We start from the raw sequence: 26,250 nt of genomic DNA, 5'->3' as shown, positions 1-26,250 counted from the left end.
GCGTTTTCAAGCGAAGTGGATACCGGTTCGCGTGAAGAAGATGCGTCAAGACAGGAATCTGGAGCCCCGTTCCGATTTGATCGGAACGGAAAGGGCTGTCGGCGGAGGACGTTCAATGAAGGGTTGGGCGCGGCTCGCACTCGCGGGTCTGCTGGTCTGGGCCGCGAGCGGCATCGCGCGGGCCGATGATCTCCTGAAGGCGAAGGTCGGTGTGTTGCGCCTGTCGTCCTCTGCGCCGGTGTTCATCGCGCAGGACAAGGGCTATTTCCACGACGCCGGGCTCGATGTCGAGCTGAAGTTCTTTGACGCGGCGCAGCCGATCGCGGTCGCGACCACGTCGGGCGATGTCGATTTCGGTATCACCGCCTTCACCGCCGGGCTCTACAATCTCGCCGGCAAAGGCACGCTGAAGGTGATCGGCGGCATGAGCCGCGAGAAGGCCGGCTATCCGCTGATCGGCTATTTCGCCAGCAACAATGCCTATGCCGCGGGCCTCAAGACCCCGAAGGATCTCGCCGGCAAGCGCGTCGCGGTGACCCAGGTCGGCTCCAGCTTCCACTATTCGCTCGGCCTGCTCGCCGACAAATACGGCTTCAAGCTGTCCGACGTGAAGATCGTGCCGCTGCAATCGCTGTCGAATGCGGCCGCGGCGCTGAAGGGCGAAACCGTCGACGCGGCGCTGTTGCCGGTCTCGACCGCGCGGTCGTTGATGGATTCGGGCGGCGCGAAATTCCTCGGCTGGGTCGGCGACGAGACGCCGTGGCAGTTAGGGGCCATCTTCGCCTCGCCGAAGACGCTGACCAATCCACAACTGGTGACCAGGCTGCTCACCGCGCTCACCCGGGCGGACCACGAATACCACGACGTGATCCTGACCGCGATCAAGGATGGCGTGGCGCCGATCAACGAGAAAACAAAACCGCTGCTCGAGATCATCGCCAAATACACCAATCTTCCGGTCGAGCAGGTGGTGGGCAACTGCGCCTATGTCGATCCCGACGGCAAACTCGACGTGAAGAACGTCGACAACCAGATCAAATGGCTGCAAGGGCAGGGTTTTGTGGACAAGGGTGTCGACGCCGGCACGATCATCGCCAAGGATTACGTGAAGGCGGATTGATGGTGGATGACATCGATCACAACTCTCTCCCCGTCATCCTGAGGTGCGAGCGGAGCGAGCCTCGAAGGATGGACGGCCGAGATACATCCGGGCCGTCGACCCTTCGAGACGCCGCTGCGCGGCTCCTCAGGGTGACGGATCAGATAGTGAGCCGCTAGATGGACCTGATCGCCGACCATATCAGCCATCGCTTCGGTGCACTCGACGTGCTCGACGATGTCTCCTTCACGGTTCGCGCCGGCGAGATCGTCGCGATCGTCGGGCCGTCCGGCTGCGGCAAGAGCACGCTGCTGTCGATCCTCGGCGGCCTGCTGCGGCCCGCGGCGGGCGCCGCCGAGTTACGCGGTGCGCCGCCGGCCGGCAGCCTCAATCCGTTGACTTTCGTGTTCCAGGATTTTGCTTTGCTGCCGTGGAATACGGTCGAAGAGAACGTCGCGTTTCCGCTGCTGCACGCGGCCTTGAGCGCCGGCGAGCGCCGCGCTGTGATCGACGACGCGCTGCGCCGTACCGGACTCCTGGACTTTCGCGCTGCCTATCCGAAGCAGCTGTCCGGCGGCATGCGCCAGCGCGTCGGTATCGCGCGTGCGCTGGCGGTTCGCCCAGCCATATTGTTGATGGACGAGCCGCTGTCGGCGCTGGATTCGCAGACCCGCGAGCTCCTGATGGAGGATTTCGTCGGCCTGCTCGCCGACGGCGCGATGGGCGCGGTCTATGTCACGCATAATCTCGAGGAAGCGGTGCGTCTCGCCGACCGCGTCGTGGTGCTGTCGCGCCGCCCTGGCCGCATCAGGGAGATCGTGACCATCCCGATGACGCGCGCCGAGCGCGGCGCGGCGGATGCCCGCGCGCGGTTGGCCGCCTTGCAGGGCGAATTGTGGTCGCTGATCCGGAAAGAAGCGATCGATGCCGAGCGCGAGGTCCAGCATGCTTGACCGATCCCCGCAAGAGACGAAGGACCAATCGGCGGAAGCGACGCGGCCGGTCGCGTTTCGCGGCGCCGGCTTTACTTCTGGCGGCAGCCGTCATGCCGGCTGGATCGCACTCGCGCTCGTCATCGCGGTCTGGCAGCTTGCCGGCAGTGCAGGGTTGGTCAATCCGCTGTTCCTGCCGGCGCCGTCGGCGATCGCGGTTGCGATCTATAAGCTCGCGGTGTCGGGGGCGCTGTGGCAGCACCTCTCGTGGTCGATCATGCGGATCGGCACCGGCTGGATCATCGGCACGGCAGCGGGCGTCATTGTCGGCTTCGCGATCGGGCTGTCGACCATGGCGCGTGGCGTCGGCATCACCTTCATCTCGGCGCTGTTCCCGATTCCGAAGATCGCGCTGCTGCCGCTGCTTATCCTGTGGCTCGGGATCGGCGAGGAGCCGAAGATCGCCACCATTGCGCTCGGGGTGTTCTTCTCGACCGCGATCTCGGTCTATAGCGGCGTCGATGCGGTGCCGCGCAATCTGATCCGGATGGCGCAGAGCTTCAACGTGCCGTTCCACGCCATCGTGCGCCGCGTGATCTGGCCGGGCGCGCTGCCCTCGATCCTCGCCGGCTTTCGCATCACCGCGTCGGTCGCGCTCTTGCTCGTCGTCAGCGCCGAGATGATCGGCGCGCAATACGGCATCGGCGCCTTCGTGCTGCAGGCCGGCAACCTGATGCAGACCGATCAGCTGCTCGCCGGCGTCGTGATCCTGTCGCTGTTCGGGCTTGCGGTCGGGAAGCTGATCAATCTGCTGGAGACGCGGCTGCTGCACTGGCGGTGAAGGCCGCGCTGTTCACCACAAACTCAATGTCGTCCCTGCGAAAAGCAGGGACCCATAACCACAGGATGTCGTTATTAGAAAAGGCTGTGGCTCCAGCACCTCGAACAACAAAACCCTGTGGTTATGGGTCCCGGGTCGCGCTTCGCTTGCCCGGGACGACAGCATTACACTTTGCTGCGCCTCTTACGCGTTACCCCTGTCCTCGCGGAACAGGTCGAGCTTCTGCTGCACCGGGCGGTCGGAGAACGAGAACAGCACGGAGTCGGTATCGGCCTCATGGGTGACCCAATGCCAGCTCGGCACCACGAACAGATCGCGCGGTCCCCACTCGAAAGTCTGGTCGCCGACCCGGGTGCGGCCCTTGCCCTCGATCGCGGCGAACACGGTGGCATCGGTCGACCGATAGCGCGCGGTCTTAAAGCCCTTCGGCAGCAGCTGGATGAAGGTGCCGATGGTCGGCATCGCAAAATCGCCGGTCTCGGGGTTGGAGAATTTCAGCTTCAGGCCGTGGCAGGCGTCCCATTCGTCGCCGACCCTGGCCTTCTCCAGCGCCTCGCGGGTGTATTCATAGGGGTAATTGAAGATCGGCGAGGTCTTCGAAGTCCGCTTCTGGTCGATCGGCAGCAGGTTGTGACCGTAGCGCGCGAAGCTGGCGCCGGCCGGCTTGGAGATCGACTGCTGATCCTCCTTGGCGCCCTCGGCGAACGAACAGTCGAAGAACTGCACCATCGGGATGTCGAGCCCGTCGAGCCAGAACATCGGCTCACTGGTTTCGTTGGAATGGTCGTGCCAGGTCATCGACGGCGTGATGACGAAGTCGCCCGGCGACATCGCGGTGCGTTCGCCGTCAACGGCAGTGAAGGCGCCCTTGCCCTCGAGCACGAAGCGCAGCGCGGACTGGGCGTGACGATGCGCGGGGGCGATGTCGCCCGGCACCACCATCTGCACGCCGGCGAACAGCGAGGTCGTGATCTTGGACTGGCCGCGCAGCCCCGGATTTTCCAGCACCAGCACGCGGCGCTCGGCTTCCTTGGCCGTGATCAGCCTGCCGGCCTCGTTCATGTAATCGCGGATCTGGTCGAACTTCCACAGATGCGGACGGCAGGCGCTCCTTGGCTCCGGCGTGATCAGATCGTTCATCACGTTCCAGAGCGCCGAGAGGTTTTGGCCGTCGATCTTCTTGTAGAACGCCTCGCGCTCGGGGGTCTTCTGCACGGCTTCCATGGCAAGCCTCCCATCATTCTTGTCGGTTCAATTGATTGACAGTATACTTACAATATGGCTAGCGTCAATGAAGCCGGAGCGTTTTCGAGCGAAGTGGATACCGGTTCGCGTGAAGAAAACGCGTTAAAACTTGAATCTAGAGCTCCGTTCCGATTCCATCGGAACGGAAAAGCTCTAGCCAATGAGGAAATGTAAGGGAGGTTCCGATGAAGCTGCATGGCTATTTCCGGAGCAGCGCGTCCTACCGGGTCCGGATCGCCCTTAATCTGAAAGGGCTGACTTCAGAGCATCTGCCGCATCATTTGCGCAAGGGCGAGCAATGCGCGCCGGCCTATCTCGCGATCAATCCGCAGGGGCTGGTGCCGACCCTGGAGAGCGATGCCGGCGCGATCCTCACCCAGTCGCTCGCGATCATCGAGTGGCTCGACGAGACCAATCCCAATCCGCCGCTGCTGCCGAAAGACCCGCTGCGGCGCGCCAAGGTGCGCGCGTTCGCGCAGGCGATCGCCTGCGACACCCACCCGGTACAGAATCTGAAGGTGCTGGCGCGGCTGCGCCAGCTCGGCCTGCCCGAGGAGCAGGTGACGGAGTGGGCGGCCTGGGCCAATCGCGAAGGCCTGTCGGCCTGCGAGACCCTGATCGCTGAGGAGGCTGGGCCGTTCTGCTTTGGCGACCAGCCGACGCTCGCCGATCTCTGCCTGGTGCCGCAGCTCGCCAATGCGCGGCGCTTCGGCGTCGACGTGTCGGCCTATCCGCGCCTGCTCAAGGCCGAAGCGGCCGCAAAACAAATCAAGGCGTTCGCCGATGCCGCCCCGGACAAGCAGCCCGATGCCGAATAGCAAGCCAAGACCCGTCACCATGGACGCGGTCTACACCGCGCCCGGCTACCTGTTCCGGCGCATGCAGCAGATTGCGGTCGCGTTGTTCATCGAGGAATGCAAGGCGTTCGACCTGACGCCGGTGCAATACGCCGCGCTGGTCACGATCTCGACCCACCCCGGCATCGACGCCACCCGGCTCTCGGCGGTGATCGCGTTCGACCGCTCGACGCTCGGCAATGTGATCGAGCGCTTGCAAGCCAAGGAATACGTCGTGCGCAAGCCGGCGCCGGAGGACAAGCGCGTCAAGCTGCTCTACCTCACCAAGGCCGGCGCTTCCGTGCTCAACGACATCATGCCCTCGGTCGACAAGGCACAGGCGCGGATGCTGCAGCCGCTGAAGCCGGCCGATCGCAAGACGCTTCTCTCGCTCTTGACCCAACTTGTCGACCTCAACAACGAGGCGTCGCGCGTGCCGCTGCGCGCCGAGGATGCGCTCGAACATCTGGGGAGGTCGGGCTGATGGCTGAGACGAGACCTGTCCTGATCGCGGGCGGCGGCATCGGCGGCCTCGCCGTGGCGCTCGGCCTCGCGCAGAAGGGCATCCGCTCGATCCTCTTGGAGAAGGCCGCCGCGCTCGGCGAGATCGGCGCCGGCATCCAGCTTGGGCCGAACGCGTTCCACGCCTTCGACTATCTCGGCGTCGGCGAAGCCGCGCGCAACATGGCGGTCTATATCGACCAGCTCCGGCTGATGGATGCGCTGACCGCCGATGAGATTACCCATATCGATCTCGGCGACGCCTTCCGCACGCGGTTCGGCAATCCCTATGCCGTCGTGCATCGCGGTGATCTGCATGGTGTGTTCCTGCGCGCGTGCCATAACCATGAGCTGATCGAACTGCGCGTGTCCAGCGAGGTGATAGGTTACGAGCAGGACGGTTCGTCGGTGACCGCAAAGCTCGCCAGTGGCGAGCGCATCACCGGACGCTTGCTGATCGGCGCCGACGGGTTGTGGTCCAACATCCGCAAGCAGGTGACGGCGGATGGCCCTCCGCGCGTCTCCGGCCACACTACCTATCGCTCCGTGATCCCGACCGAGCAGATGCCGGAGGATCTGCGCTGGAACGCGGCCACGTTGTGGGCCGGCCCGAAATGCCACATCGTGCATTATCCGCTCTCGGGCTGGAAGGTGTTCAACCTCGTCGTCACCTATCACAACGATGCGCCGGAGCCGGTCGCGGGCAAGCCGGTCTCCGAAGAGGAGGTGATGAGGGGCTTTACCCACGTCCATGAGCGGGCGCAGACCATCATCCGCCATGGCACCAACTGGAAGCTCTGGGTGCTGTGCGATCGCGATCCCACCGAACGCTGGATCGACGGCCGTGTGGTGCTGCTTGGCGACGCCGCGCATCCGATGCTGCAATATTTCGCGCAGGGCGCCTGCCAGGCGATGGAGGACGCGGTGTGCCTGTCGCACATGCTGGCCAGTCATGATGATCAGCCGGCAGCGCTCGACGCCTACCGCGCGCAACGCTTCCCGCGCACGGCGCGCGTGCAATTGATGTCACGTGCGATCGGCGAGCACGTCTACCATCCCGCCGGCGACCACGCCCGCATCCGCAACGCGATCATGAGCGCGAAGTCGCAAGCCGAGTGGTGCGACGATATCGCGTGGCTGTATGGCGGGACGGGGCTGGGCGCTGCCGGCAGTTAGGGAAGATGGGTGGCGGCCGCATCCTCTGTCGTCGTCCCGGACAAGCGAAGCGCGATCCGGGACCCATATGTGGACGGCCCCCGTGGCACAAGAGCTTTCTGGGATTGGTCGGATCGCTGTCATCCATATGTCCGGCCTGTTTGATGCGATCGTGTTGATCGCTGGGCCAAGATGGTTTCCGCGACGCGAGTGCCAAACAACCTGGCGACCTTGTGAAGGCCAATGGGTCCCGCGGCTTGTCTCGCGTTCTGGATCGATCGATCATTCCATCTGCTCTTGCAGCTCCGGTTCGTCCGGCGAGCGCTACGTCCGGCCGGCCGACCTGTTAGGTGACAGCGTTCATGCGTGCGGCATCATAGCTCTCGCCGGTCGCCATCAGCTTCCAGGCGATGCGGGCCACCTTGTTGGCGAGCGCCACGGCCGCAAGCTTCGGCGGCTTGCGCCTGAGCAACGCCACGAGCCAGCGCGAGGGGTGGCCGCGCCCGAGCCTTGCCTGCCGGATCACCGCGGTCGCCCCGGCCACGAGCAGGCGACGCAGGGTCTCGTCGCCAGCGCGGGTGATCTTGCCGAGCCTGGTTTTGCCGGCGGTGGAATGGTCCTTGGGCGTCAGGCCGAGCCAGGCCGCGAACAAGCGGCCGGAGCGGAAGGCGTGCGGGTCCGGCGTCTTCATCACAAGCGAGGTCGCGATGATCGGACCGACCGAGGGGATCTGGGCCAGACGACGGCTTGTGGCGTTGGCCTGGTGCCAGGCCAGCAGCCTGGCCTCGACCGCCTTCAGCTCACCCTGCAACTGCGCATAGTCACGGCCCTGCATGGCGAACAGCTCGCGCGCCATAGCGGGAACGCTCTCGTCCTGCGTGATCCGGGCCAACAGCGGCTCGATCTTGTCCAACCCCTTCGGCGCGATCAGGCCAAACTCCGCCGCGTAGCCGCGGATCGCATTGCTGAGCTGGGTACGGCGGCCGATCAGCCCATCGCGGACACCTGCAAGCATCAGCGCGGCCTGCTGTTCGGCGCTCTTCACCGGCACAAACCGCATCCGCGGTCGGCCCATCGCTTCGCACACCCCATCCGCATCTCGCCCGTCGTTCTTGTTCCGCAGCACATAAGGCTTCACCAACTGCGGCGCTATCAGCTTCACCTCATGGCCAAGCTTGCCAAGCTCGCGCCCCCAGTAATGAGCCGCCCCGCAGGCCTCCATCCCGATCACGGTCGGCGGAAGCTTGGCAAAAAACTCAAGCACCTGCTTGCGCGACAGCTTCTTGCGCAACACCGGCTGTTCCGCCGCGTCAACTCCATGCAGCACAAAAATATGCTTCGACGTATCCATCCCAATACGGATAATCTCTCTCACGGACGGTCTCCTTGTCTGAGATTTACAACAACCTCATTCTGGCACACTGATGCCGTAGGGGGCCGTCCACACCATCAACCACCACTGTTTATGAGGTTAAAACCTGGGGCCACAGCTCAGTGCAACAATAGGCATTTGTGGTTATGGGTCCCGGCTTTCGCCGGGACGACAGCGAATGTGTGGTGACAGCGTCGCGCCAGGGCACGCGTCTCACATCCGCATCACCGCCTGGCGATCAATCTTGCCGGTGCCGGTCTTCGGCAGCTCGTCGATGAATTTTACCTCGCGCGGATATTTGTACGGCAACAGCTTTGCCTTGACGTAGTCCTGCAGCCGTCGCGTCGCCTCATTGGTGTCGAAGCCGGCCTTGTTCATCACCACCACGGCGCGCAGCGTCATGCGTCGATCAGGCAATTCGGCGCCGTAGACGGCGCATTCGCGGACGTCAGGGTGATCGGCAAGGCACAGCTCGACCTCCAGCGGATAGACCCACTGGCCGGAGATCTTGATCAGATCGTCGGCGCGGCCGCGGAAGAAGTGAAAGCCGTCGCTGTCGCGCATGAAGCGGTCGCCGGTGTAGATCCAGCCGTCCTCGCGCACGGTCTCGGCGGTCTTGTCCGGCCGGTTCCAGTACAGCGGGGTCGCGGAATCGCCGCGCACCCACAGGATGCCTTCCTCATTGTCGCCGACCTCGCGGCCGTCGCTGTCGCGCAGCATGATCTCGTAGCCCGGCACGCGCAGGCCCGCGGCGCCGAGCTTCTTCTGCTCGGTGCGGTTGCTGAGATAGACGTGCAGCACCTCGGTCGAGCCAAGCCCTTCGATGATCTCGAGCCCGGTAAGCTGCTTCCAGCCGTTGAACACATCGGCCGACAGCACCTCGGCGGCCGAGACTGCCATCCGCAGCGAGGAGAAATCGGCAGCGTCCGCGCCTTCGGCCTTGGTCAGGGTAATGTAGAGCGTCGGCAGGCCGAAGAACACGGTCGGCCGGTACTGCGCGATGGCCGCGAAGATCGCGGCCGGTTTCGGCTGGCCCGGCAGCAGCAGCGTCGCGGCGCCGACCGAAAAGGGAAACGTGATCGAATTGCCGAAACCGTAGGCGAAGAAGATCTTCGGCACCGAGAAGCAGATGTCGCCGGGCTCGAGCTTCAGCACATTGCGGGCAAACGCGCGCTCGCTATAGGCCATGTCGTGCTGCAGATGCACGATGCCCTTGGGGCGGCCGGTCGAGCCCGAGGAATACATCCAGAACGCCATCTCGTTGCGGTGGGTGTCGGCCTCGTCGAACTCGCCTGGAAATTCTTGCAGCCATTCGCCGGCGTTGCGCGCCTCGGCAACCGCATGATCGCCGGCGGCGCCATTGACCACGATCAACGTGCGCAGCGGCGTGTCCTTGCAGGCCTCGGCGTTGAAGCGCGAACAGAACTCCGCATCGGTGACGGCGACCTGCGCGCCGGCGTCGGACAGATAGAATTGCAGCAGCTCCGGCGTCGTCAGCGTGTTGATGAGCAGCGGCACGAAACCGGCGCGCACCGCGCCGAAGAAGGCCGCCGGATAGGCCGGCGTGTCGTCGAGGAACAGCAGCACGCGGTCGCCGCGTTGCAGCCCGAGCGATTGAAATGCGTGGCCCCAGCGCGCTGCGTCAGTGCACAGCTCGCGATAGGTCCTCGTGCCGGCGGGACCAGTCAGCGCCAGGCGTTCGGCGTTGCCGTTGCCGAGATTGTCGAACAGGATGCGGCTCGCATTGTAGCGTTCGGGGATCGTGAAGCCGATCTCGCGTGCACCGGGATTGTCCTGCGGAACCAGGTCGGCGATCCCAGTCATGAGCGTCCCTTTGCGGCCTCAAAACGGGCCATGAAGGCCGGCGACATCGCGCGCAACCGCGCATCGTCGATCCGGCCGGAGCGGGTGATGTAGCTGTAGGCGAAATCCATCAGGTCGCGCTTCATATGCGCGGGGAAATGCTCGTACCAGTCGGCGCTGGTCCGCGCCGCAGTGACGAGCTTCTTCACGATCGGCTTGCGCTCGGCCTCGTAGCGGGCAAGCGCAGCGGCGATGCGGCTTTCGGTCTCCAGCGCCTTGGTCAGCGCGATCGCATCCTCGATCGCGAGCCGGGTGCCCGAGCCGATCGAGAAATGCGCGGAATGCAGCGCGTCACCGATCAGCACCATGTTGCCGTGCGACCAGCGCTCGTTCCAGATCCATGGGAAATTGCGCCACACCGATTTGTTCGAGATCAGCTTGTGACCGTCCAAGGTCGCGGCGAACACCTGTTCGCAGATCGCCTGCGATTCCTCGATCGTCTTGTCGGCAAAGCCATAGGCCGCCCAGGTCGCCGCGTCGCACTCGACCAGGAAGGTGCTCATGTCCTTTGCATAGCGATAGTGATGGGCGTTGAAGTTGCCGCGCTCGGTCGCCACGAAGGTCTGCGACAGTGTCGCGAAGGTCTTGGTGGTGCCGTACCAGGCGAATTTGTTGGTCGAATGCGAGACCGACGCGCCGAACGCGGCCTCAAAATCGCGGCGGACCATCGAGTTCAACCCGTCGGCGGCGACGATCAGGTCGTAACCCCTGAGCTGGTCGATCGATTGCACAACGGTGTCGAAGCGCGGCGTGACGCCAGTGCTGCGCACGCGCTCTTGCAGGATCGTCAGCAGCGCCAGCCGCCCGATCGAGGAGAACCCGACGCCGTCGATCTCGACGCTCTCGCCGCGCAGATTGAGGGTGATGTTCTTCCAGCTCTCCATCTTCGGGGTGATGGCGTCGACCGTCTCCGGGTCGTCGGCGCGCAGGAACTCCAGCGCCTGCTCGGAGAACACCACGCCGAAGCCCCAGGTGGCGCCGGCGGCGTTCTGCTCGAACAGATCGATCTCGGCGTCAGGATGACGCTTCTTCCAGAGATAGGCGAAATAGAGCCCGCCGGGCCCTCCGCCGATCACGGCGATCCGCAACGTCTGCCTCCCAGATTGACAGTGTACTTACAATTGGGTCCAGACTAATCGCCCTCTGGCGGGAACGCCAGAGGGAAAATGCGCGGCTGGGCCAGTAGCAGGACGGCGTTAGGATGAGGCGGGATGGCGGCAGTCTGGCTGCACCTCTCCCGCTTGCGGGCAGGGCAATCGCATATGGCAAAAAATTCGGTTGTTCCGAAGGAAACGGGCAGAATTGTTCCGTATTCGATTCCACTTCGTTCGCGATCTCTCCCGGAGTGAGGTTGGTTGGCCTGTTTGTGACAACAAGGTGCTGCGGCTCCGTGCCCGGCAAATCGCCGGGCACCTATCGTCTCACCGCCTGCGCGACTATTTCTTTTCCGCTTCTGCCAGCACCTTCTTGCAGGCGGGCGTCAGCTTGTCGCTCTCCTTGGCAAGACAGGCAATGATGCGCCCGCCGCCGGGCGTCACGCTTTTGCAGAACTTCTGATAGTCGCCCATGCAGGCGTCGCGTTGCGCTGATGACAGCTCCTGGGCGTAGACGGCGGTTGAGCCGCAAAGCAGAACGGCGGTCAGGACAAGACGCAGCATCGATTGCTCCCTTCTCCGATCAGTCGCGTGACAACAGGATCACCGCGCCGCGAACGGCGCCAGCACATCGCGGCACGCCGGCGACAGCGAGCCGGCATTGGTCGCCAGGCACTGCACGATCCGCCCGCCGCCCGGCTGCACGCCGCCGCAGATCGAGCGGACGTCGGCGCCGCAGGCCGAACGCAGCACGAAAATCTCTTCGCGCGGCCGCAGCGGCCGCAACGCGATCACCGCCGGCGCGGCCGCTGGAGCCGCGGCCGGTGCTGCAATTGTCGTGGCACCCGCGGCGTCACCGCCGCCGGCGGCCGCCACGGCCTTCTCGCAGGCCGGCGAAAGCTTCTCCTTGTTCTTCTCGAGGCACTGCAGCGCCGGCGCACCGCCGGTCGGCACGCCCGCACAGACCTTGGGATAATCGGAGCGGCAGGCGCTGCGGATCGCGGAGATCTGTGCGCTGCTTGGCTTTGCAGCCGCGGCCTTCGGTGCCGCCGTCTCCGCGGGCTTGGCCGCCGTCGCCGCCGGAGCCGCGTCGGTCTTGGCTGCTGCGGGAGCAGCGGCCGGTGCTTCCACGGCCTTCACGGCGCTGGCGCAGTCAGGTCCGAGGCTTGCCATGTTTTTCTGCAGGCATTGCAGTGACGCTTCGCCGCCGGGCGGCACGCTGGAGCAGTGTGCGATGTAATCGTTGCGGCATTGCGACTTGATGGCGTCGCGCTGCGCCTGGGTCGGCGCCTGCGACAAGGCTGGTGCGGTGCTCATCAGTGCCGCAAGCGCAAGCCATGCGAAGAGCCTCGTTGCACGTGTCAACGCGTTGATCATTTGAATAAATCCTCTCGTCGCGCCGGAAGCCTCCGGCTCAACTGAACTGAGTCTGAAATAATTTTGCTCTAACAACCTTCGCGAGCGACATCATTTTCGCTTTCGAGTTCCGCTGCAAGCGGATTGTTGCTATGGAAGAAGCCGGCTGAATTTTTTGCTCGCTTCGACATCTTTGAATTAGGTCATTCGGACTGAGGCTCGGAAATGAGGCATGCGCGCGCGTCGGCACATTTCAGTCAGAGCGATTTTGTGCGGCTGCGAAATGCGCCGCTTGTGCGCATCGCCTTCGCCGTAACCGCCTTTGTCAGTTTAAGTGCCTGCGAGCAAAACAGTTTTGTTGCGCCGCCGCCGCCCAAGGTCGAAGTCGCGCCGCCGGTGCAGCGCGCCATCACGCGCTACCTGGACGCCACCGGAAACACCGCGCCGATCAAGACCGTCGATCTGGTCGCGCGCGTGCAGGGCTTTCTGCAGTCGATCAACTATCAGGACGGCTCGCCGGTGAAGGAGGGGACCACCCTGTTCACGATCGAGCCCGAGACCTACAAGCTGAAGCTGGAGCAGGCGCAGGCCGCGGAAGTGGGCGCGCAGGCGACGCTCAAGCAGGCCGATGCCGACTTCAAGCGGCAAGCGGACCTGGTACAGCGCCAGGCGGTCTCGCAAGCGACACTCGATACCTCGACCTCGACCCGGGACAACGCCCAGGCCAATCTGCAGCAGGCCCAGGTCAACACCAAGATCGCAGCGGTCAATTACGGCTACACCAATGTGGCCGCACCGTTCGACGGCATCGTCAGCAACCATCTGGTCTCGGTCGGCGAACTGGTCGGCGTCGCGTCGCCGACACAGCTTGCCACCATCGTGCAGCTCGACCCGATCTACGTGAATTTCAATGTCAACGAGCAGGACGTGCAGCGTGTCCGCGACGAAGCGCGCCGCCGCGGCATGACGACCGCCGAGATCAGGCAGTTGCCGATCGAGGTCGGGTTGCAGACCGAGACCGGCTATCCGCACAAGGGCAAGCTCGACTACGTCTCGCCGACCGTCAATCAGTCGACCGGCACGCTTGCCGTTCGCGGCCTGGTGCCGAATCCGGATCGCGTGCTGCTACCGGGCTTCTATGTCCGCGTTCGGGTGCCGTTCGACAAGCAGGACAATGCGCTGCTGGTGCCTGACGTTGCGATCGGCAGCGACCAGGGCGGCCGCTACGTGCTGGTCGTCAATGCCGACAATGTGGTCGAGCAGCGCAAGGTGGCGACCGGTCCGCTCGACGAAGGGCTGCGCGTCATCGAGAGCGGACTGAAGGCGGACGACCGCGTCGTGACCGCCGGATTGTTGCGCGCGATCCCCGGGCAGAAGGTCGATCCGCAGATGCAGAAGGGCGACGCGACGCCGGCACCGGCCAAGTGAGAGGCGCGCCATGATCTCGAAATTCTTCATCGAGCGACCGGTCCTTTCCAACGTCATCGCGATCCTGATGATCCTGATCGGCGGCGTCGCGCTGTTCAATCTCGCGGTCGCGCAATATCCCGATGTGGTGCCGTCGACGGTCCAGGTGACGACGCGCTATCCCGGCGCGTCGGCTAAAACCGTGATCGACACGGTGGCGCTGCCGATCGAGCAGCAGGTCAACGGTGTCGAGGACATGCTCTACATGCAGTCCTACAGCGGCGCCGACGGCACCTACACGCTGACGGTGACCTTCAAGATCGGCACCGACCTCAACTTCGCGCAGGTGCTGGTGCAGAACCGCGTCTCCTCGGCACTGTCGCAACTGCCGACCGCGGTGCAGAACCAGGGCGTCACGGTGCAGAAACGGTCGACCTCGATCCTGCTGTTCGTGACGCTGACCTCGCCGAACAAGACCTACGACAGCCTGTTCCTGTCGAACTATGCCACCATCAACATTCGCGACGAGCTGTCGCGTCTGCCGGGCGTCGGCAACGTCACCGTGTTCGGCGCCGGGCAGTATTCGATGCGGGTGTGGCTCGATCCGAACAAGCTGCAGGCGCGCGGGCTGATGCCGCAGGACGTCATCCAGGCGATCCAGCAGCAGAGCCAGCAGGTCACCGCGGGTCAGGTCGGCGCGCCGCCCGCGCCGCAGGGGCAGGCGTTCCAGTACACGCTGAACGTCAACGGCCGGCTCGACGATGCGAGCCAGTTCGAGAACATCATCGTCAAGACGGGCAATGTCGGCGACGTCATCCGCGTCCGCGATCTCGGCTCGGTCGAGCTCGGCGCGCAGACCTACAGCCAGGTGTTCTCGCTCAACCAGAAGCCGGCCACCGGCATCGGCGTGTTCCTGTCGCCGGGTGCTAACGCGCTGCAGGTCGAGAAGGAAGTGCAGAAGAAGGTGGCGCAGCTCGCCAAACAGTTCCCGCAGGACATCAAATACGACACGCCGTTCGACACCACCAAATTCGTCCAAGCCTCGATCGACGAGGTCTACCGGACGCTGATCGAGGCCGGCCTGCTGGTGCTGGTCGTGATCCTGGTGTTCCTGCAGGACTGGCGGGCGATGCTGGTGCCTGCGACCACGGTGCCGGTCACCATCATCGGCGCGTTCGCGGCGATGGCCGCGCTCGGCTTCACCATCAATCTCTCGACGCTGTTTGCGATCGTGCTGGCGATCGGCATCGTGGTCGATGACGCCATCGTGGTGGTCGAAGGGGCCGCGCACAATATCGAGCGCGGCATGTCCGGGCACGATGCCGCGATCAAGGCGATGGACGAATTGTTCGCGCCGATCGTCGGCATCACGCTGGTGCTGATCTCGGTGTTCCTGCCGGCGGCCTTCCTGCCGGGGCTGACCGGCCGGATGTACGCCCAATTCGCCCTGGTGATCGCAGCGACCGCGCTGCTCAGCGCCGTCAATGCCGCGACCTTGAAGCCGACGCAATGCGCGCTATGGCTGCGCCCGCCGGTGCCGCCGGAGCAGCGCAATTTCTTCTATCGCGGCTTCAACGCGGTGTATGACCGAGTGGAGCGGGGCTACACCCGGACGATCGGCAGCATCGCCGGTCACGCCAAGACCTCGGTCCTCGTCGCGCTGATCCTGATCGGAATTGCCGGCTACGGGTTGTCACGGGTGCCGACCGGCTTCATTCCGATCGAGGACCAGGGTTACCTGCTGGCCGCGGTGCAGTTGCCCGACGGCGCCGCGATCGATCGCACCCAGCGGGTGCTTGATCAGGTCACCGAGATCGCCCGCAAGACGCCGGGTGTCGAGCAGGTGGTCGCCATCGCCGGCATCTCCGCGCTCGACAACTCGTCGAGCCTCGCCAATGCCGGCGTCGCCTATGTGATCCTGAAGGATTGGGGCTCGCGCGGGCCCGGCGAGGATCTGCGCTCGCTGGTCTACGGCCTCAACGACAAGCTTGCGGTGATTCCGGAGGCGCGGATCCTGGTGATCCCGCCGCCGCCGATCCAGGGCATCGGCAATGCCGCCGGCTTTGCCATGCAGGTGCAGCTCCGTGACGGCAACGCCGATTACGGCAAGCTGCAGGCGGTCATCGGCGCGGTCGTCAGCAATGCGCAGACGCAAAGCGCGCTGCAGCGGGTGCAGTCGTCGTTCCGCTCGATGGTGCCGCAGTTCGATGTCCAGGTCGACCGCGTCAAGACCGAGACGCTGCACGTCACCACCGACCAGATCTTCTCGACGCTGTCGTCCTATCTCGGCGCGAGCTACGTCAACCAGTTCACCAAGTTCGGCCGCACCTTCCAGGTCTACACCCAGGCCGATGCGCAATACCGCCTGACGCTGCGCGACATCGAGAACATGATGGTGCGCAACAGCAATGGCGACATGATCCCGCTCGGCACCGTGGCGAAGATCACGCCGTCGGTCGGGCCGTCGCTGATCAGTCTCTATAACCTCTATCCGTCCGCGACCATCATCGGCCTGCCGTCACAGGGCTACAGCTCCGGCCAGTCGATGACGCTGATGGAGGAGATCGCCGCGAAGACGCTGCCGCCCGGGACCGGCTATGAGTGGACGGCGATGTCGTACCAGGAGAAGGAGGTCGGCAGCCAGATCTACCTCGTGTTCGCGCTGGCGCTGCTGCTGGTCTATCTCGTGCTCGCCGGACAATATGAGAGCTGGTACGCGCCGATCTCGGTGATCCTGGCGGTGCCGCTGTCGCTGCTCGGGCCCATGCTGGTGCTGACGTCGCTTCGGATCGAGAACAATCTCTACACCCAGATCGGCACTATCCTGCTGATCGCGCTGTCGGCCAAGAACGCGATCCTGATCGTGGAGGTCGCGCTCGAGCATCACATCCGCGACGGCAAGCCGGTGCTGGAGTCGGCGATCGACGCGGCCCGCGCCCGGTTCCGGCCGATCCTGATGACGTCGTTCGCCTTCATCCTCGGCGTGCTGCCGCTGGTGCTCGCGACCGGCGCCGGCGCCAACGCCCGCAAATCGATCGGCATCACTGTGTTCTCCGGGATGATCGCCTCGACCTGCCTCGCGGTGCTGTTCGTGCCGGCGTTCTTCGTCGTGGTTCAGAATTTCGAGAACTGGCGCAAGGCGAAGAAAGGCAAGGCGGCCACGCCGCAAGCCGCACCGCAGGCGCCGGGCACGGTGCATTAGAGCCGCGCGCTCCACGCTCAAGTCTTTCCCCGTCACCCTGAGGTGCGAGCGGAGCGAGCCTCGAAGGGCGAACGGCCCGTCTCTCTCTGCGCGGCGGCGTCCGGGCCGTGCACCCTTCGAGGCGCGCAAGGGCGCGCACCTCAGGATGACGGGATTGATAGCAAGGGGTGGGTTAGCCGAAGGCGTAACCCACCGTTCGCGGCACGGAAGATGGTGGGTTACGCTTCGCTTAACCCGCCCTACGCATCGTGCTCCCGGCTACACCCTCACCATGCGCTTGCCGCGGTTTTCGCCGGCGAGCAGGCCGATCAGCGCCTGCGGCGTGTTCTCGATGCCGTCGATGACGTCTTCCTGGACCTTGAGCTTGCCCGAGGAGACCCAGGATTGCAGGTCGGCGAGCGCGGCGTCGCGCTGGTCCATGTAGTCCATCACGATGAAGCCCTGCATGATCAGCCGCTTCACCACGATCAGGCCGGGCACGCCGCGCGGGCCGTGCGCGGAGGGCACGCCGTCATATTGCGAGATCGCGCCGCAACAGGCGATCCGGCCGCGATTGTTCATCTGGGCCAGGCAGGCCTCCAGGATGTCGCCGCCGACATTGTCGAAATAGACGTCGATGCCCTTGGGCGCCGCTGCGCGCAGCGCCTTGTAGGTGGCGCCGTCCTTGTAATCGACCGCGGCGTCGAAGCCGAGCTCTGAGGTGAGCCAGTGGCACTTGTCCTTGCCGCCGGCAATGCCGACCACGCGGCAGCCCTTGATCTTGGCGATCTGGCCGACGATCGAGCCGACCGAGCCGGCGGCCGCCGACACCACCACGGTCTCGCCTTCCTTCGGCTTGCCGACATGGAGCAGGCCGAAATAGGCGGTCAGGCCGGCAATGCCATAGACGCTGAGCAGATGCGTCATCGGCTCGAGCTTCGGCATCTTGGCGAGGTGCTTGGCGGGCACGGCGGCATAGTCCTGCCAGCCGGTGTCGCCGAACACGATATCGCCCGGCTTCAGGCCGGGGTCATTCGACGACACCACTTCGGCGATGCTGCCGCCGGCCATCACGGTGTTGGCTTCCACCGCAGCGCGATAGGTGGCGCCGTGCATCCAGGCGCGGTTGGCGGCGTCGAGCGAGATGTAGCGCGTCCGCAGCAGCGCCTCGCCATCCTTCGGCGCGGGGACCGTGCCCTTGGTCAGGCGAAAATGCTCGGGGCCAAGCTTGCCGGTCGGCTTTTCAACAAGCAGGATCTGGCGATTGACGGTGTCGTTCATTGGCGGTGTCTCCCCTCGCGTTGGTCGTTTCGCATGCAGTTTGACTGCGACGCGCGCAGCGTGTTGCACAGATTGTGCGCTGCACGAACGCTAGAGCATTTTCGAGCGAAGTGGAAACCGGTTCGCGTAAAGAAAATGCGTCAAAACATGAATCTAGAGCCCGTTCCGATTCATCGGAGCGGAAAAGGCTCTCGTCCGCGCGCTGGCATTCCACAACGGGAACATATCGGCAAGGTCCCGCTCGGCGCGAAGCGTGTTGCGTAGCTGCGTAAATCTGCCACACTTGCCCTTCGTCGGGAACTTACGGGGGTAAGAGAATGTCGAACAGGTTTACGCAATACATCCTGATTGCGATGGTCCTTGGCATCGCAATGGGGACGATCGTCTTCAACTACTTTCCTGACAGCCGCGCCGAGATCGCGGCCGACGTCAACCTGATCGCAATGCTGTTCCTGCGCTTGATCAAGATGATCATCGCGCCACTGGTGTTCGCGACCCTCGTCGGCGGCATCGCCCATATGGGAAGCGGCGCCAAGCTCGGGCGCATCTTCGCCAAGACCATGGGCTGGTTCGTCTCCGCCTCCTTTGTCTCGCTGCTGCTCGGCCTCGTGATGGTCAACCTGTTGCAGCCCGGCGCCAATTTCCCCGGCACGCTGCCCGACAAGGCCCAGTCCACCGGCCTGCCGGTCTCGGCCTTCTCGATCGAGAAATTCCTGACCCATCTGATCCCGACCTCGATCGCGGATGCGATGGCGCAGAACGAGATCCTGCAGATCGTGGTGTTCGCGGTGTTCTTCGCGGTGGCACTCGGCGCCATGCCTGAGCGGGCCAAGCCGATCATGAGCCTGATCGACGACCTCGCCCACATCATGCTCAAGGTCACCGGCTACGTGATGCTGTTCGCACCGATCGCGGTGTGGGCCGCGATCATGGCGACCGTCTCGAAGAACGGCCTCGGCGTGCTCTGGAAGCTGATTGTCTTCATGGGCGGCTTCTACCTGTCGCTGCTGATCCTGTGGGGCATCCTGGTCATCGTCGGCTTCATCGTGATCGGGCCGCGTTACAGCCATCTGCTGCGGCTGATCCGCGAGCCGCTGATGATCGCGTTCTCGACCGCCTCCTCGGAGGCGGCCTACCCGAAGACGCTGGAGGGGTTGAACAGGTTCGGCGCCTCCTCGCGGATCTCGGCCTTCGTGCTGCCGCTCGGCTACTCCTTCAATCTCGACGGCACGATGATGTACTGCACCTTCGCGAGCATCTTCATCGCGCAGACCTACCACATCGAGATGTCGCTCGGCACGCAGTTCGCGATGCTGGCGACACTGATGATCACCTCGAAGGGGGTCGCCGGCGTGCCGCGCGCCTCCCTCGTCGTGATCGCCTCGACGCTCGGCCAGTTCGGCATCCCCGAGGCGGGACTGTTGATGATCATGGGCATCGACACCTTCCTCGACATGGGCCGCAGCGCCACCAACGTGATCGGCAACTCGCTGGCCACCGCCGTGGTCGCGAAGTGGGAGGGCGAGCTGAAGGCCGAGCACGAACTCGGGCCCGACGACGCGGTGCCGCAGGATGCGGTGCCCGGCGCCGTGATGGCCGGTCATTGACGGGAGGGATGCATGCATCGCGCCCGCTGGAGGCCGATACGGGCTGAGGCGCCTCTACTGTCGACATGCCTGCTGTCAGCATGTCTGCTGGCGGCAAGCCTGCTGATCGGACCGGTGTCCGCACAGCCGGCGGGCGAGGGGCTCAGCCCCACGCTCGCCAACATCAAGGCCACGCACGCGGTGCGGATCGGCTATCGCGAAAGCTCGCCGCCGTTCTCGTTCCTCGATCACTCCAACCGGCCGATCGGCTACAGCCTCGAACTGTGCGATGCGATCGTCGATGAGATCGCGGCCGAGGTCGACGACGCCAACCTCAAGATCGACTACGTCAAGGTCACCTCCGACGACCGCATTCCGGCGGTCGTCGACAAGAAGATCGATCTGGAATGCGGATCGACCACGGCGAATGCCGAGCGCGGCAAGCAGGTCGCGTTCTCGCCGCTGATGTTCGTGGCCGGCACCAAGCTGATGGTGCCGAAGGCCTCCGGCGTCACCCAGGTCGCCGACTTGAAGGGCAAGACGGTGGTGGTGACCAAGGGCACCACCAACGAGCAGGCGATGCTTAATGTCGACGCCAAGCAACAGCTCGGCCTCAACATCGTGACCGCCGGCGACCATGAGCAGTCCTACCAGATGCTGGTGGACGGCAAGGCGGATGCGTTCGCGACCGACGACATCCTGCTTTACGGCCTGATTGCGCGGCACAAGTCGCAGGACAAGTTCCGCGTCACCGGTGACTATCTGTCCTACGATCCCTACGGCATCATGTACCGCAAGGGCGAGCCGCAGATGAAGGACGTGGTCGAGCGCGCCTTCCGCAAGCTCGCCTCGAACCGCGACATCATCCCGCTCTACAACAAGTGGTTCGTCGCCCGCCTGCCGACCGGCGAGAAGCTTAACGTCGCGCTCTCACCGCAGCTCGAAGACGCCTTCAAGGCGCTCGACGATTCGGCGGGCGGAGCGAACTAGCCTCGAAGTCCGGCCTCTCTCCTTGCGGGAGAGGCCGGATTGCGTTGCAGACGCAATCCGGGTGAGGGGTCTTGCGCAACGCGCGCGGCTTTCCAGGTGGTCCCGAACTGTCCCGACGAAGCGCGACTTCGCTCATCGCCAATAGCGATGCGACAAATCCAGGCACTGTCGAACCCAGTAGCCGTTCACATGGATCAACTGGCATGTGCTCGGTGGCGGCTCCTTGATGATCGGATAGCCGTGGATGTCGATATTCGTCGGCGCCGTGACGCCGCGCCAGAACACGGCGTTGGCGGCAGGAGGATTGAAGGCGGCGACGAACGCCGTGATTGCGAGGAAGCTCAAAAGAAGTTTGCGCATAATCTGTATCCGGATCGATTAATGCACATCAGCGTACTCCCTTGGGCGGAAGGAGCAAGCCGCTGAATGGATCAAAATGGCGGCGAGAATTTTGCGGCAAGCTGTACTGCCGCAGGGGCGTAGCCGCCGTGGACCGCCATGGAAGCGAGGGCAACGATACTGACCGCAGCCAGAACAACCATGACCTGGAAGATCGCGCGTCCAAGGATCGCTCCCATCAAAACTCCATTGATCCGGCGGGGATCTTGGTTCGAGTTTCCGCGCCGCGATCTCTGGAGCATCATCGGCAGGCGAGATTCCGCTGTTGAAGTCTGCGAACTGGTCACTTCACCAGCTAGTGTCGCTCCGCGACAAGCCGATCGACCTGCTGCTTGAGCTCCGCTTCCATCTCGGAAACGATGTCGTGCGGCAGGCGAGCGCCAAGGGGATTGCCAGGCGAACCGGTCGTCTCTCGCTCCATCGCCTGATGCCGCATGTCATTGGCATCCGGGACCGGGTCTTCGACCCGTCGTCGAGAGGATAGATAGCTGGGCGGGCCAGCCGCCGCGTCGGCTTTGTAGGGTTCAGAAAAATCCTGATCCGGCCGTTCAGCGTTCTTCATGAGCTTTGCCTCCTGGCAAGACTTCCTTTCCCCAGGCCCGAACCTTCTGGCTCGTCTCTCATCAATGACGCGGCAGCCTCGAATGTTGTTCCGCTCGGAACTTGCAAACGTTCGCCGGAACCTGCCGGTTATCGAGCCTGGAACCAGAACAATAAGCGTCCTCAGTCATTGACACTGGGGTTGACCGTTTGGAGGTTGCCATGGGCTACGCGAGGTCAATTCACCAGACCGCAATTGTGGTCGAAGACGACACGATCCAGCGCGACATGATTGCGCTGTTGTTGAAAGAGGGCCACTTCGACGTCATCCAGTGCGAAGATGCCGAGACGGCAGCGCTGGCCATCAAGATGCGTCACCCGTCGCTGCTGGTCACCGATATCAAGCTCACGGGCAGAATGAACGGCATCGAACTCGCACAATTGGCCCTCGATTGCGACCCACGCGTGCGCGTGCTCGTGATCTCAGGCCTGGCGCCGCCCAGTGATCTGCCTGACGGCGTCAAATTTTTTGCCAAACCGGTTTACCCAGCCGCGTTGCTGCGCGAACTGGCGTCGTAAGCCCTGTCCGATAGAGACATAGATTTATGCAAGACGATCCCGAAATCGATTGGCACCGCGAGCAGATCACGAAGAATCGTGAACTGCTCGCGGAGTTGCAATCCGGAAATATGGCAGGCGCTGACGTGTTTCCGGAGACGCAAGCCGAGATCGACCGTCTCACGGCACAGGTCGAGCAATCGGAACTGATCGTCGCCGGCTATGAGAAAGAGCACCCGCGAGACTGATCGGGCGCTCAAGGGAAGCGCGTGGCACGCTGCTTAGGCGAACACGGCGTCTAGCGCCGCGTGATACGCCGCCTCGACCAGCGCCGGATGGCGGCGGCCCAGCGTCTCCATCTTCACGCCGGAATTCACTTCAAGCACCTGCCACGCGCCATCAACGTGCACGACGTCGATGGAGGCGAAGCGGATGCCGACGGCTTGCGCGGCCTCGATCGCGAGCGCGACGCAATCGTCGCGTGTCGCAACATCGGTGAGCAGCACCGGCTCGGCGCCGGCATCGAGATTGTGCCGCCAATTGAGCAGAAGCCGTTCGCCGGCCGGCGGAACGGCGTCGAGCGCGGCGGCATCGAAGTCCTCGGAGAGGGCCTTCAGCTGTTCTGCCGTCGCGGTCGCCTGCGCCAGCGCGCGCAGCGAGTGAGCGCCGTCGCCAACCACCGAGGGCCGTGTCTTGCGGTAGACGATCAGCGCGCGATCATCGAGCAGCACGACCCGCACCTCGTCCTTGATCTCGACATAAGGCGAGATCGCAAGGCTTGGATGCGCGGCGAGGATGCGGGCGACCGCCGTCTCCAGCTGCGTTGGCGTCGTCACGCGGAAGACGAGCTCGCCGGATGTCCCCTCATTGGGTTTGACGACGAGGCCGTGCGGATGCTGCGCGAGCAGAAGCAACATTGCATCCAGCGAGTCCGATCCGGGGATGTGCTTGCTGAGCTTGCTGCCGAGAAACAACCTGTGCGGAATGGCGGATATGCCGGCCGATGCCAGCACTTCGGCGCAGGCCGATTTGTCGTTGGCGACCTGATGCGCGACCGCGCTGTTCAGCCCGATGTCGTAGCCGATCGCAAGCCGACGCGTGTCGCCCTTGGTCATGATGACCAGCCAGCCGCCGGACCGCACCTCGACGGCAATGGAGCGCGCCAAACAATATTTTTTGATGGTTTCCAGGAAGATTCGCTGGCTGATCAGGACCACGAGATCATTTTCCCTTCATCGCGGTTTTCGTAGCAATTAATTGCCAGATCAGCGCCGATCTCAGCAAGTAAATTACCTGCAGCATGACGTGTTAACGATGTCGTGGCTGAACCTCCGCGCGAAATCGGACGACTGCCATTCTGAGATCGCAATTGCACGCCAGTTGATCTTGACTATCTCATGCATTGGCGCAATGGACACGCGAGATCTTCAATGATTTCGGCCACTTCAGCGCCGCCGCGAGCACTCTAGAAATCAAATCATTCTAAATCTGATCAGTCGAGAAAACGAAAACCCATGAGCGCGTTCTATCGAGAGAAAGTTCTTTCTGTTCAGCACTGGACCGACACGCTTTTCAGCTTCCGAGCGACCCGCGATTCCGGTTTCCGCTTCCAGAATGGCCAGTTTGCCATGATCGGCCTCGAGGTCGATGGCCGGCCGCTGCTGCGCGCCTATTCGATGGCGAGCGCCAATCACGAGGAAGAGCTCGAGTTCTTCTCGATCAAGGTGCAGGACGGCCCGCTCACCTCCAAGCTGCAGAAGATCCGCGAGGGCGACACCATCCTGGTCGGCCGCAAGGCAACCGGCACGCTGATCACTGACAATTTGATCCCCGGCAAGCGGCTGATGCTGCTGTCGACCGGCACCGGCCTTGCGCCGTTCGCGAGCCTGATCAAGGACCCCGAGGTCTACGACCGCTACGATCAGATCCTGCTGGTGCATGGCTGCCGCCAGGTCTCCGAGCTCGCCTATGGCGAGGAGCTGGTCGCCAAGCTGCGCGACGACGAACTGTTCGGGCCGCTGCTGTCCGAGAAGCTCTTCTACTATCCGACCGTGACGCGCGAGCCGTTCCGCAACCGCGGCCGCATCACCGACCTGATCACCTCGAACCAGCTGTTTGCCGACCTGCATCAGGGGCCGCTCGACATCGAGACCGACCGCATCATGATGTGCGGCAGCCCAGCGATGCTGGAAGAGCTGAAGCAGCTGTTCGAGACCCGCGGCTTCAAGGAAGGCAGCGGCAACACCCCCGGTCACTTCGTGATCGAGAAGGCGTTCGTCGAGCGCTAGTTGTCGTCCCGGCCAAGCGAAGCGCGAGCCGGGACCCATAACCACCGTTGCTGATTGGACAAAGGCTGGGGCCCCCATCGGGCTCCAGCCTTTTTCATTTGTGGTTATTGGTCCTGGCTTTCGCCAGGACGACATCTGTGTATGTGGCGCCGTCTAATCCCCGACTGCTATAAATCCCGCCAACGCCGCGCAGCCGTTTCCTGAACGCGGCGACCCAGGGAGCAGCACCTTGTCCATCACCGATCCGGATGCCCCGAAGACCGCCTTTGTGTTCGCCGGCGGCGGCAGCTTTGGCGCGATCCAGGTCGGCATGCTGCAGGCGCTGGCCGCGCATGGCGTGGCCGCCGACATGGTGGTCGGCTCCAGCGTCGGCGCATTGAACGGCGCGTTCTATGCCGGCGACCCGACCGTGTCGGGCGTGGCACGGCTGGCCGAGATCTGGCGCGGCCTGAACCGGCAGGACGTGTTTCCGGTCACCTGGCGGACATTGGTGGGCTTCCTGTGGCGGCGCGACTTCCTGATCCCGCATGACGGGGTCCGCAGGCTGATCGAGGATTACATCCCGTTCCGTAATCTCGAGGACGCGCGGCTCCCGATCCACATCGTCACGACGGACATCATCAGCGGCGACAGCGTGGTGCTGTCGGAAGGCTCGACCGTGGAGGCGATCGTCGCATCGACCGCGATCCCCGGCGCATTCACGCCGGTGCACTACCGCGATCATTTCCTCGCCGATGGCGCGATCTCCAGCAACACACCGGTCCGCGTCGCCGTGAAGCATGGGGCAAAGCGCCTGATCGTGCTGCCGACCGGATATGCCTGCGCCAACCAGGCGCCACCGGTCGGCGCGCTCGCCAATGCGCTGCATGCGCTGACGCTCCTGATCGCGCGGCAGCTCGTCAACGAGCTCGAGAACATCGGTCCCGACGTCGAGTATTTCGTGGTGCCGCCGCTCTGCCCGCTGGTCGGTTCGCCCTACGATTTCTCCCGGACATCCGATCATATCGCCCGCGCCCTCGACACCACCAACGCGTGGCTCGCCAGCGACGGCCTGAAGGCGGGGCATATCCCCCACGAAATGCGGCCGCACGACCATTGATGCGAACAGTGCACTCTCCTCACTCCCCCGCAAGCGCAGGCAATCGCATATGCGTCTTCGCCGGCCGCGCAGGTGGTTGGCCTCGTGATTCGAGACGCGCCGCAAGCGGCGCGTCTCACCAAGAGGATCTACAGTTTAGGCACGAAACAAGAATATCCTCGTCCACCGCTGTCATCGCCCGGCACTCGACCGGGTGATCCAGTACGCCGCGGCTCCTCGATTCAAGCGGAGGCGTCTCTGGAATGCTGGATTACCCGCATGCGCGTGTGATGACACTGAGCAAGCTGAGCAATTACCCCGTCATCCTGAGGAGCCCGCCAACGGCGGGCGTCTCGAAGGATGGCCACAGGGAAGTAACGCACCAGGGTTTTCCCGGATGTGATGCGAATCGCCCCCGCAAGCGCAGCGCGATAGCCGCCAGGGCGAGGGGCGACTGTACGATTTCTGGATAATGGAAGAATGTCGCTGATTTGCCCGACGAGTCAAGTTGCCGTGTCCGCCGGCTACTTTGCATGGGGTTGTTTTCGATATTTTAGCGGTGCGCCCTGCCCGCAAGCGGGAGAGGGGGCGCAGTCTTTGTGGAGCTCCACTGCGTTGCACTGCAAAAGGCGATTTCGTTTCAATTTG

25 protein-coding genes are annotated in these 26,250 nt (G+C 63.9%); 14 read left to right on the top strand and 11 right to left on the bottom strand.

Features of this window, described 5'->3' with window-relative positions; genetic code table 11:
- Positions 1-115: 115 nt before the first annotated feature.
- The 3 genes from HU230_RS30690 (at position 116) to HU230_RS30680 (ending at position 2,872) form a co-directional block, all read left to right on the top strand.
- Positions 116-1,120, top strand: a complete 1,005-nt coding sequence (locus HU230_RS30690) for an ABC transporter substrate-binding protein (protein WP_176528608.1) — start codon at positions 116-118, stop codon at positions 1,118-1,120.
- 158 nt (positions 1,121-1,278) lie between these two features.
- Positions 1,279-2,052 (top strand): ABC transporter ATP-binding protein, encoded by a 774-nt coding sequence (locus HU230_RS30685; protein WP_176528609.1) that lies wholly within the window; start codon positions 1,279-1,281, stop codon positions 2,050-2,052.
- Entirely contained in the window at positions 2,045-2,872 is an 828-nt protein-coding gene (locus tag HU230_RS30680) for an ABC transporter permease (RefSeq protein ID WP_176528610.1), read from the top strand. The genes HU230_RS30685 and HU230_RS30680 overlap by 8 nt, the downstream gene beginning before the upstream one ends.
- A 183-nt stretch (positions 2,873-3,055) precedes the next feature.
- On the opposite strand, the gene gtdA is transcribed toward HU230_RS30680, so the two are convergent.
- Positions 3,056-4,096 (bottom strand): gentisate 1,2-dioxygenase, encoded by a 1,041-nt coding sequence (gene gtdA / locus HU230_RS30675; RefSeq protein WP_176528611.1) that lies wholly within the window; start codon positions 4,094-4,096, stop codon positions 3,056-3,058.
- Between the two features lie 206 nt (positions 4,097-4,302).
- On the opposite strand from gtdA, the gene maiA reads away from it, so the two are divergent.
- The 3 genes from maiA to HU230_RS30660 are packed head-to-tail and all read left to right on the top strand — an operon-like array spanning position 4,303 to position 6,630.
- Positions 4,303-4,935, top strand: coding sequence for a maleylacetoacetate isomerase (gene maiA, locus HU230_RS30670; protein ID WP_176528612.1), 633 nt, complete (start codon positions 4,303-4,305; stop codon positions 4,933-4,935).
- Positions 4,925-5,437 carry a MarR family winged helix-turn-helix transcriptional regulator gene (locus HU230_RS30665; protein WP_176528613.1) on the top strand — a complete coding sequence of 171 codons (513 nt, stop codon included), beginning with the start codon at positions 4,925-4,927 and terminating at the stop codon, positions 5,435-5,437. Before maiA ends, HU230_RS30665 begins: the two co-directional genes overlap by 11 nt.
- Positions 5,437-6,630 (top strand): 3-hydroxybenzoate 6-monooxygenase, encoded by a 1,194-nt coding sequence (locus tag HU230_RS30660; RefSeq protein WP_176528614.1) that lies wholly within the window; start codon positions 5,437-5,439, stop codon positions 6,628-6,630. The genes HU230_RS30665 and HU230_RS30660 overlap by 1 nt, the downstream gene beginning before the upstream one ends.
- A gap of 325 nt (positions 6,631-6,955) precedes the next feature.
- Here HU230_RS30660 and HU230_RS30655 read toward each other — a convergent pair whose 3' ends face one another.
- The 5 genes from HU230_RS30655 to HU230_RS30635 all read right to left on the bottom strand — a co-directional run bounded on the left by HU230_RS30655 (position 6,956) and on the right by HU230_RS30635 (position 12,315).
- Positions 6,956-7,984 carry an IS110 family RNA-guided transposase gene (locus tag HU230_RS30655; protein WP_176528479.1) on the bottom strand — a complete coding sequence of 343 codons (1,029 nt, stop codon included), beginning with the start codon at positions 7,982-7,984 and terminating at the stop codon, positions 6,956-6,958.
- Positions 7,985-8,194: 210 nt separating this feature from the next.
- A complete protein-coding gene (locus HU230_RS30650; protein WP_176528615.1) occupies positions 8,195-9,805 on the bottom strand; it encodes a benzoate-CoA ligase family protein in 1,611 nt (536 codons plus the stop codon).
- On the bottom strand, positions 9,802-10,932 hold the full coding sequence (locus HU230_RS30645) for an FAD-dependent monooxygenase (protein WP_176528616.1): 1,131 nt from the start codon (positions 10,930-10,932) through the stop codon (positions 9,802-9,804). The genes HU230_RS30650 and HU230_RS30645 overlap by 4 nt, the downstream gene beginning before the upstream one ends.
- Positions 10,933-11,280: 348 nt before the next feature.
- Complete coding sequence (locus HU230_RS30640; protein ID WP_176528617.1) at positions 11,281-11,502, bottom strand: cysteine rich repeat-containing protein; 222 nt, start codon at positions 11,500-11,502, stop codon at positions 11,281-11,283.
- Positions 11,503-11,541: 39 nt separating this feature from the next.
- A complete protein-coding gene (locus tag HU230_RS30635) occupies positions 11,542-12,315 on the bottom strand; it encodes a cysteine rich repeat-containing protein (RefSeq protein WP_176528618.1) in 774 nt (257 codons plus the stop codon).
- Positions 12,316-12,564: 249 nt separating this feature from the next.
- Here HU230_RS30635 and HU230_RS30630 point away from each other — a divergent pair, with 249 nt between their 5' ends.
- Both HU230_RS30630 and HU230_RS30625 read left to right on the top strand, forming a co-directional pair.
- A complete protein-coding gene (locus HU230_RS30630; RefSeq protein WP_176528619.1) occupies positions 12,565-13,722 on the top strand; it encodes an efflux RND transporter periplasmic adaptor subunit in 1,158 nt (385 codons plus the stop codon).
- Between the two features lie 10 nt (positions 13,723-13,732).
- Positions 13,733-16,903 carry an efflux RND transporter permease subunit gene (locus tag HU230_RS30625; RefSeq protein ID WP_176528620.1) on the top strand — a complete coding sequence of 1,057 codons (3,171 nt, stop codon included), beginning with the start codon at positions 13,733-13,735 and terminating at the stop codon, positions 16,901-16,903.
- 258 nt (positions 16,904-17,161) lie between these two features.
- On the opposite strand, the gene HU230_RS30620 is transcribed toward HU230_RS30625, so the two are convergent.
- Positions 17,162-18,163 carry an NADP-dependent oxidoreductase gene (locus tag HU230_RS30620; protein ID WP_176528621.1) on the bottom strand — a complete coding sequence of 334 codons (1,002 nt, stop codon included), beginning with the start codon at positions 18,161-18,163 and terminating at the stop codon, positions 17,162-17,164.
- Between the two features lie 317 nt (positions 18,164-18,480).
- Here HU230_RS30620 and HU230_RS30615 point away from each other — a divergent pair, with 317 nt between their 5' ends.
- Both HU230_RS30615 and HU230_RS30610 read left to right on the top strand, forming a co-directional pair.
- On the top strand, positions 18,481-19,770 hold the full coding sequence (locus HU230_RS30615) for a dicarboxylate/amino acid:cation symporter (protein ID WP_176528622.1): 1,290 nt from the start codon (positions 18,481-18,483) through the stop codon (positions 19,768-19,770).
- A gap of 12 nt (positions 19,771-19,782) precedes the next feature.
- Positions 19,783-20,739, top strand: a complete 957-nt coding sequence (locus HU230_RS30610; RefSeq protein ID WP_176528623.1) for an amino acid ABC transporter substrate-binding protein — start codon at positions 19,783-19,785, stop codon at positions 20,737-20,739.
- Between the two features lie 132 nt (positions 20,740-20,871).
- On the opposite strand, the gene HU230_RS30605 is transcribed toward HU230_RS30610, so the two are convergent.
- The 3 genes from HU230_RS30605 to HU230_RS30595 all read right to left on the bottom strand — a co-directional run bounded on the left by HU230_RS30605 (position 20,872) and on the right by HU230_RS30595 (position 21,700).
- Entirely contained in the window at positions 20,872-21,099 is a 228-nt protein-coding gene (locus HU230_RS30605) for a hypothetical protein (protein WP_176528624.1), read from the bottom strand.
- Between the two features lie 71 nt (positions 21,100-21,170).
- Positions 21,171-21,317, bottom strand: a complete 147-nt coding sequence (locus HU230_RS30600; RefSeq protein WP_176528625.1) for a hypothetical protein — start codon at positions 21,315-21,317, stop codon at positions 21,171-21,173.
- Positions 21,318-21,433: 116 nt separating this feature from the next.
- Entirely contained in the window at positions 21,434-21,700 is a 267-nt protein-coding gene (locus HU230_RS30595) for a hypothetical protein (protein WP_176528626.1), read from the bottom strand.
- 200 nt (positions 21,701-21,900) lie between these two features.
- Between HU230_RS30595 and HU230_RS30590 the strand changes: the two genes are divergently transcribed.
- Positions 21,901-22,257 (top strand): response regulator, encoded by a 357-nt coding sequence (locus HU230_RS30590; protein WP_176528627.1) that lies wholly within the window; start codon positions 21,901-21,903, stop codon positions 22,255-22,257.
- 26 nt (positions 22,258-22,283) lie between these two features.
- A complete protein-coding gene (locus HU230_RS30585) occupies positions 22,284-22,484 on the top strand; it encodes a hypothetical protein (RefSeq protein ID WP_176528628.1) in 201 nt (66 codons plus the stop codon).
- A gap of 33 nt (positions 22,485-22,517) precedes the next feature.
- Here the strand turns inward: HU230_RS30585 and HU230_RS30580 are convergent, their stop codons facing one another.
- The gene (locus tag HU230_RS30580) at positions 22,518-23,453 is read right to left on the bottom strand and encodes an ATP-grasp domain-containing protein (protein WP_176528629.1); all 936 of its coding nucleotides are present in this window, start codon (positions 23,451-23,453) and stop codon (positions 22,518-22,520) included.
- Between the two features lie 297 nt (positions 23,454-23,750).
- Here HU230_RS30580 and HU230_RS30575 point away from each other — a divergent pair, with 297 nt between their 5' ends.
- Together HU230_RS30575 and HU230_RS30570 are read left to right on the top strand one after the other, a co-directional pair.
- The gene (locus HU230_RS30575) at positions 23,751-24,524 is read left to right on the top strand and encodes a ferredoxin--NADP reductase (RefSeq protein ID WP_176528630.1); all 774 of its coding nucleotides are present in this window, start codon (positions 23,751-23,753) and stop codon (positions 24,522-24,524) included.
- Positions 24,525-24,753: 229 nt separating this feature from the next.
- The gene (locus tag HU230_RS30570; RefSeq protein WP_176528631.1) at positions 24,754-25,623 is read left to right on the top strand and encodes a patatin-like phospholipase family protein; all 870 of its coding nucleotides are present in this window, start codon (positions 24,754-24,756) and stop codon (positions 25,621-25,623) included.
- Positions 25,624-26,250 lie beyond the last annotated feature (627 nt).

It is taken from the genome of Bradyrhizobium quebecense (assembly GCF_013373795.3).
Lineage (GTDB): Bacteria > Pseudomonadota > Alphaproteobacteria > Rhizobiales > Xanthobacteraceae > Bradyrhizobium > Bradyrhizobium quebecense.
The sequence above is the reverse complement of the archived record's forward strand: the minus strand, read 5'-3'. Positions and strand labels throughout refer to the sequence as shown.

Coding starts and splice junctions, on each gene's coding strand:
- gtdA (WP_176528611.1), bottom strand. CDS start 4,096: ATGGAAGCCGTGCAGAAGACCCCCGAGCGCGAGGCGTTCTACAAGAAG.
- HU230_RS30590 (WP_176528627.1), top strand. CDS start 21,901: ATGGGCTACGCGAGGTCAATTCACCAGACCGCAATTGTGGTCGAAGAC.
- HU230_RS30585 (WP_176528628.1), top strand. CDS start 22,284: ATGCAAGACGATCCCGAAATCGATTGGCACCGCGAGCAGATCACGAAG.
- HU230_RS30575 (WP_176528630.1), top strand. CDS start 23,751: ATGAGCGCGTTCTATCGAGAGAAAGTTCTTTCTGTTCAGCACTGGACC.
- HU230_RS30595 (WP_176528626.1), bottom strand. CDS start 21,700: ATGAAGAACGCTGAACGGCCGGATCAGGATTTTTCTGAACCCTACAAA.
- HU230_RS30665 (WP_176528613.1), top strand. CDS start 4,925: ATGCCGAATAGCAAGCCAAGACCCGTCACCATGGACGCGGTCTACACC.
- HU230_RS30660 (WP_176528614.1), top strand. CDS start 5,437: ATGGCTGAGACGAGACCTGTCCTGATCGCGGGCGGCGGCATCGGCGGC.
- HU230_RS30635 (WP_176528618.1), bottom strand. CDS start 12,315: ATGATCAACGCGTTGACACGTGCAACGAGGCTCTTCGCATGGCTTGCG.
- HU230_RS30685 (WP_176528609.1), top strand. CDS start 1,279: ATGGACCTGATCGCCGACCATATCAGCCATCGCTTCGGTGCACTCGAC.
- HU230_RS30650 (WP_176528615.1), bottom strand. CDS start 9,805: ATGACTGGGATCGCCGACCTGGTTCCGCAGGACAATCCCGGTGCACGC.
- HU230_RS30640 (WP_176528617.1), bottom strand. CDS start 11,502: ATGCTGCGTCTTGTCCTGACCGCCGTTCTGCTTTGCGGCTCAACCGCC.
- HU230_RS30600 (WP_176528625.1), bottom strand. CDS start 21,317: ATGGGAGCGATCCTTGGACGCGCGATCTTCCAGGTCATGGTTGTTCTG.
- HU230_RS30610 (WP_176528623.1), top strand. CDS start 19,783: ATGCATCGCGCCCGCTGGAGGCCGATACGGGCTGAGGCGCCTCTACTG.
- HU230_RS30625 (WP_176528620.1), top strand. CDS start 13,733: ATGATCTCGAAATTCTTCATCGAGCGACCGGTCCTTTCCAACGTCATC.
- HU230_RS30680 (WP_176528610.1), top strand. CDS start 2,045: ATGCTTGACCGATCCCCGCAAGAGACGAAGGACCAATCGGCGGAAGCG.
- HU230_RS30690 (WP_176528608.1), top strand. CDS start 116: ATGAAGGGTTGGGCGCGGCTCGCACTCGCGGGTCTGCTGGTCTGGGCC.
- HU230_RS30615 (WP_176528622.1), top strand. CDS start 18,481: ATGTCGAACAGGTTTACGCAATACATCCTGATTGCGATGGTCCTTGGC.
- HU230_RS30605 (WP_176528624.1), bottom strand. CDS start 21,099: ATGCGCAAACTTCTTTTGAGCTTCCTCGCAATCACGGCGTTCGTCGCC.
- maiA (WP_176528612.1), top strand. CDS start 4,303: ATGAAGCTGCATGGCTATTTCCGGAGCAGCGCGTCCTACCGGGTCCGG.
- HU230_RS30620 (WP_176528621.1), bottom strand. CDS start 18,163: ATGAACGACACCGTCAATCGCCAGATCCTGCTTGTTGAAAAGCCGACC.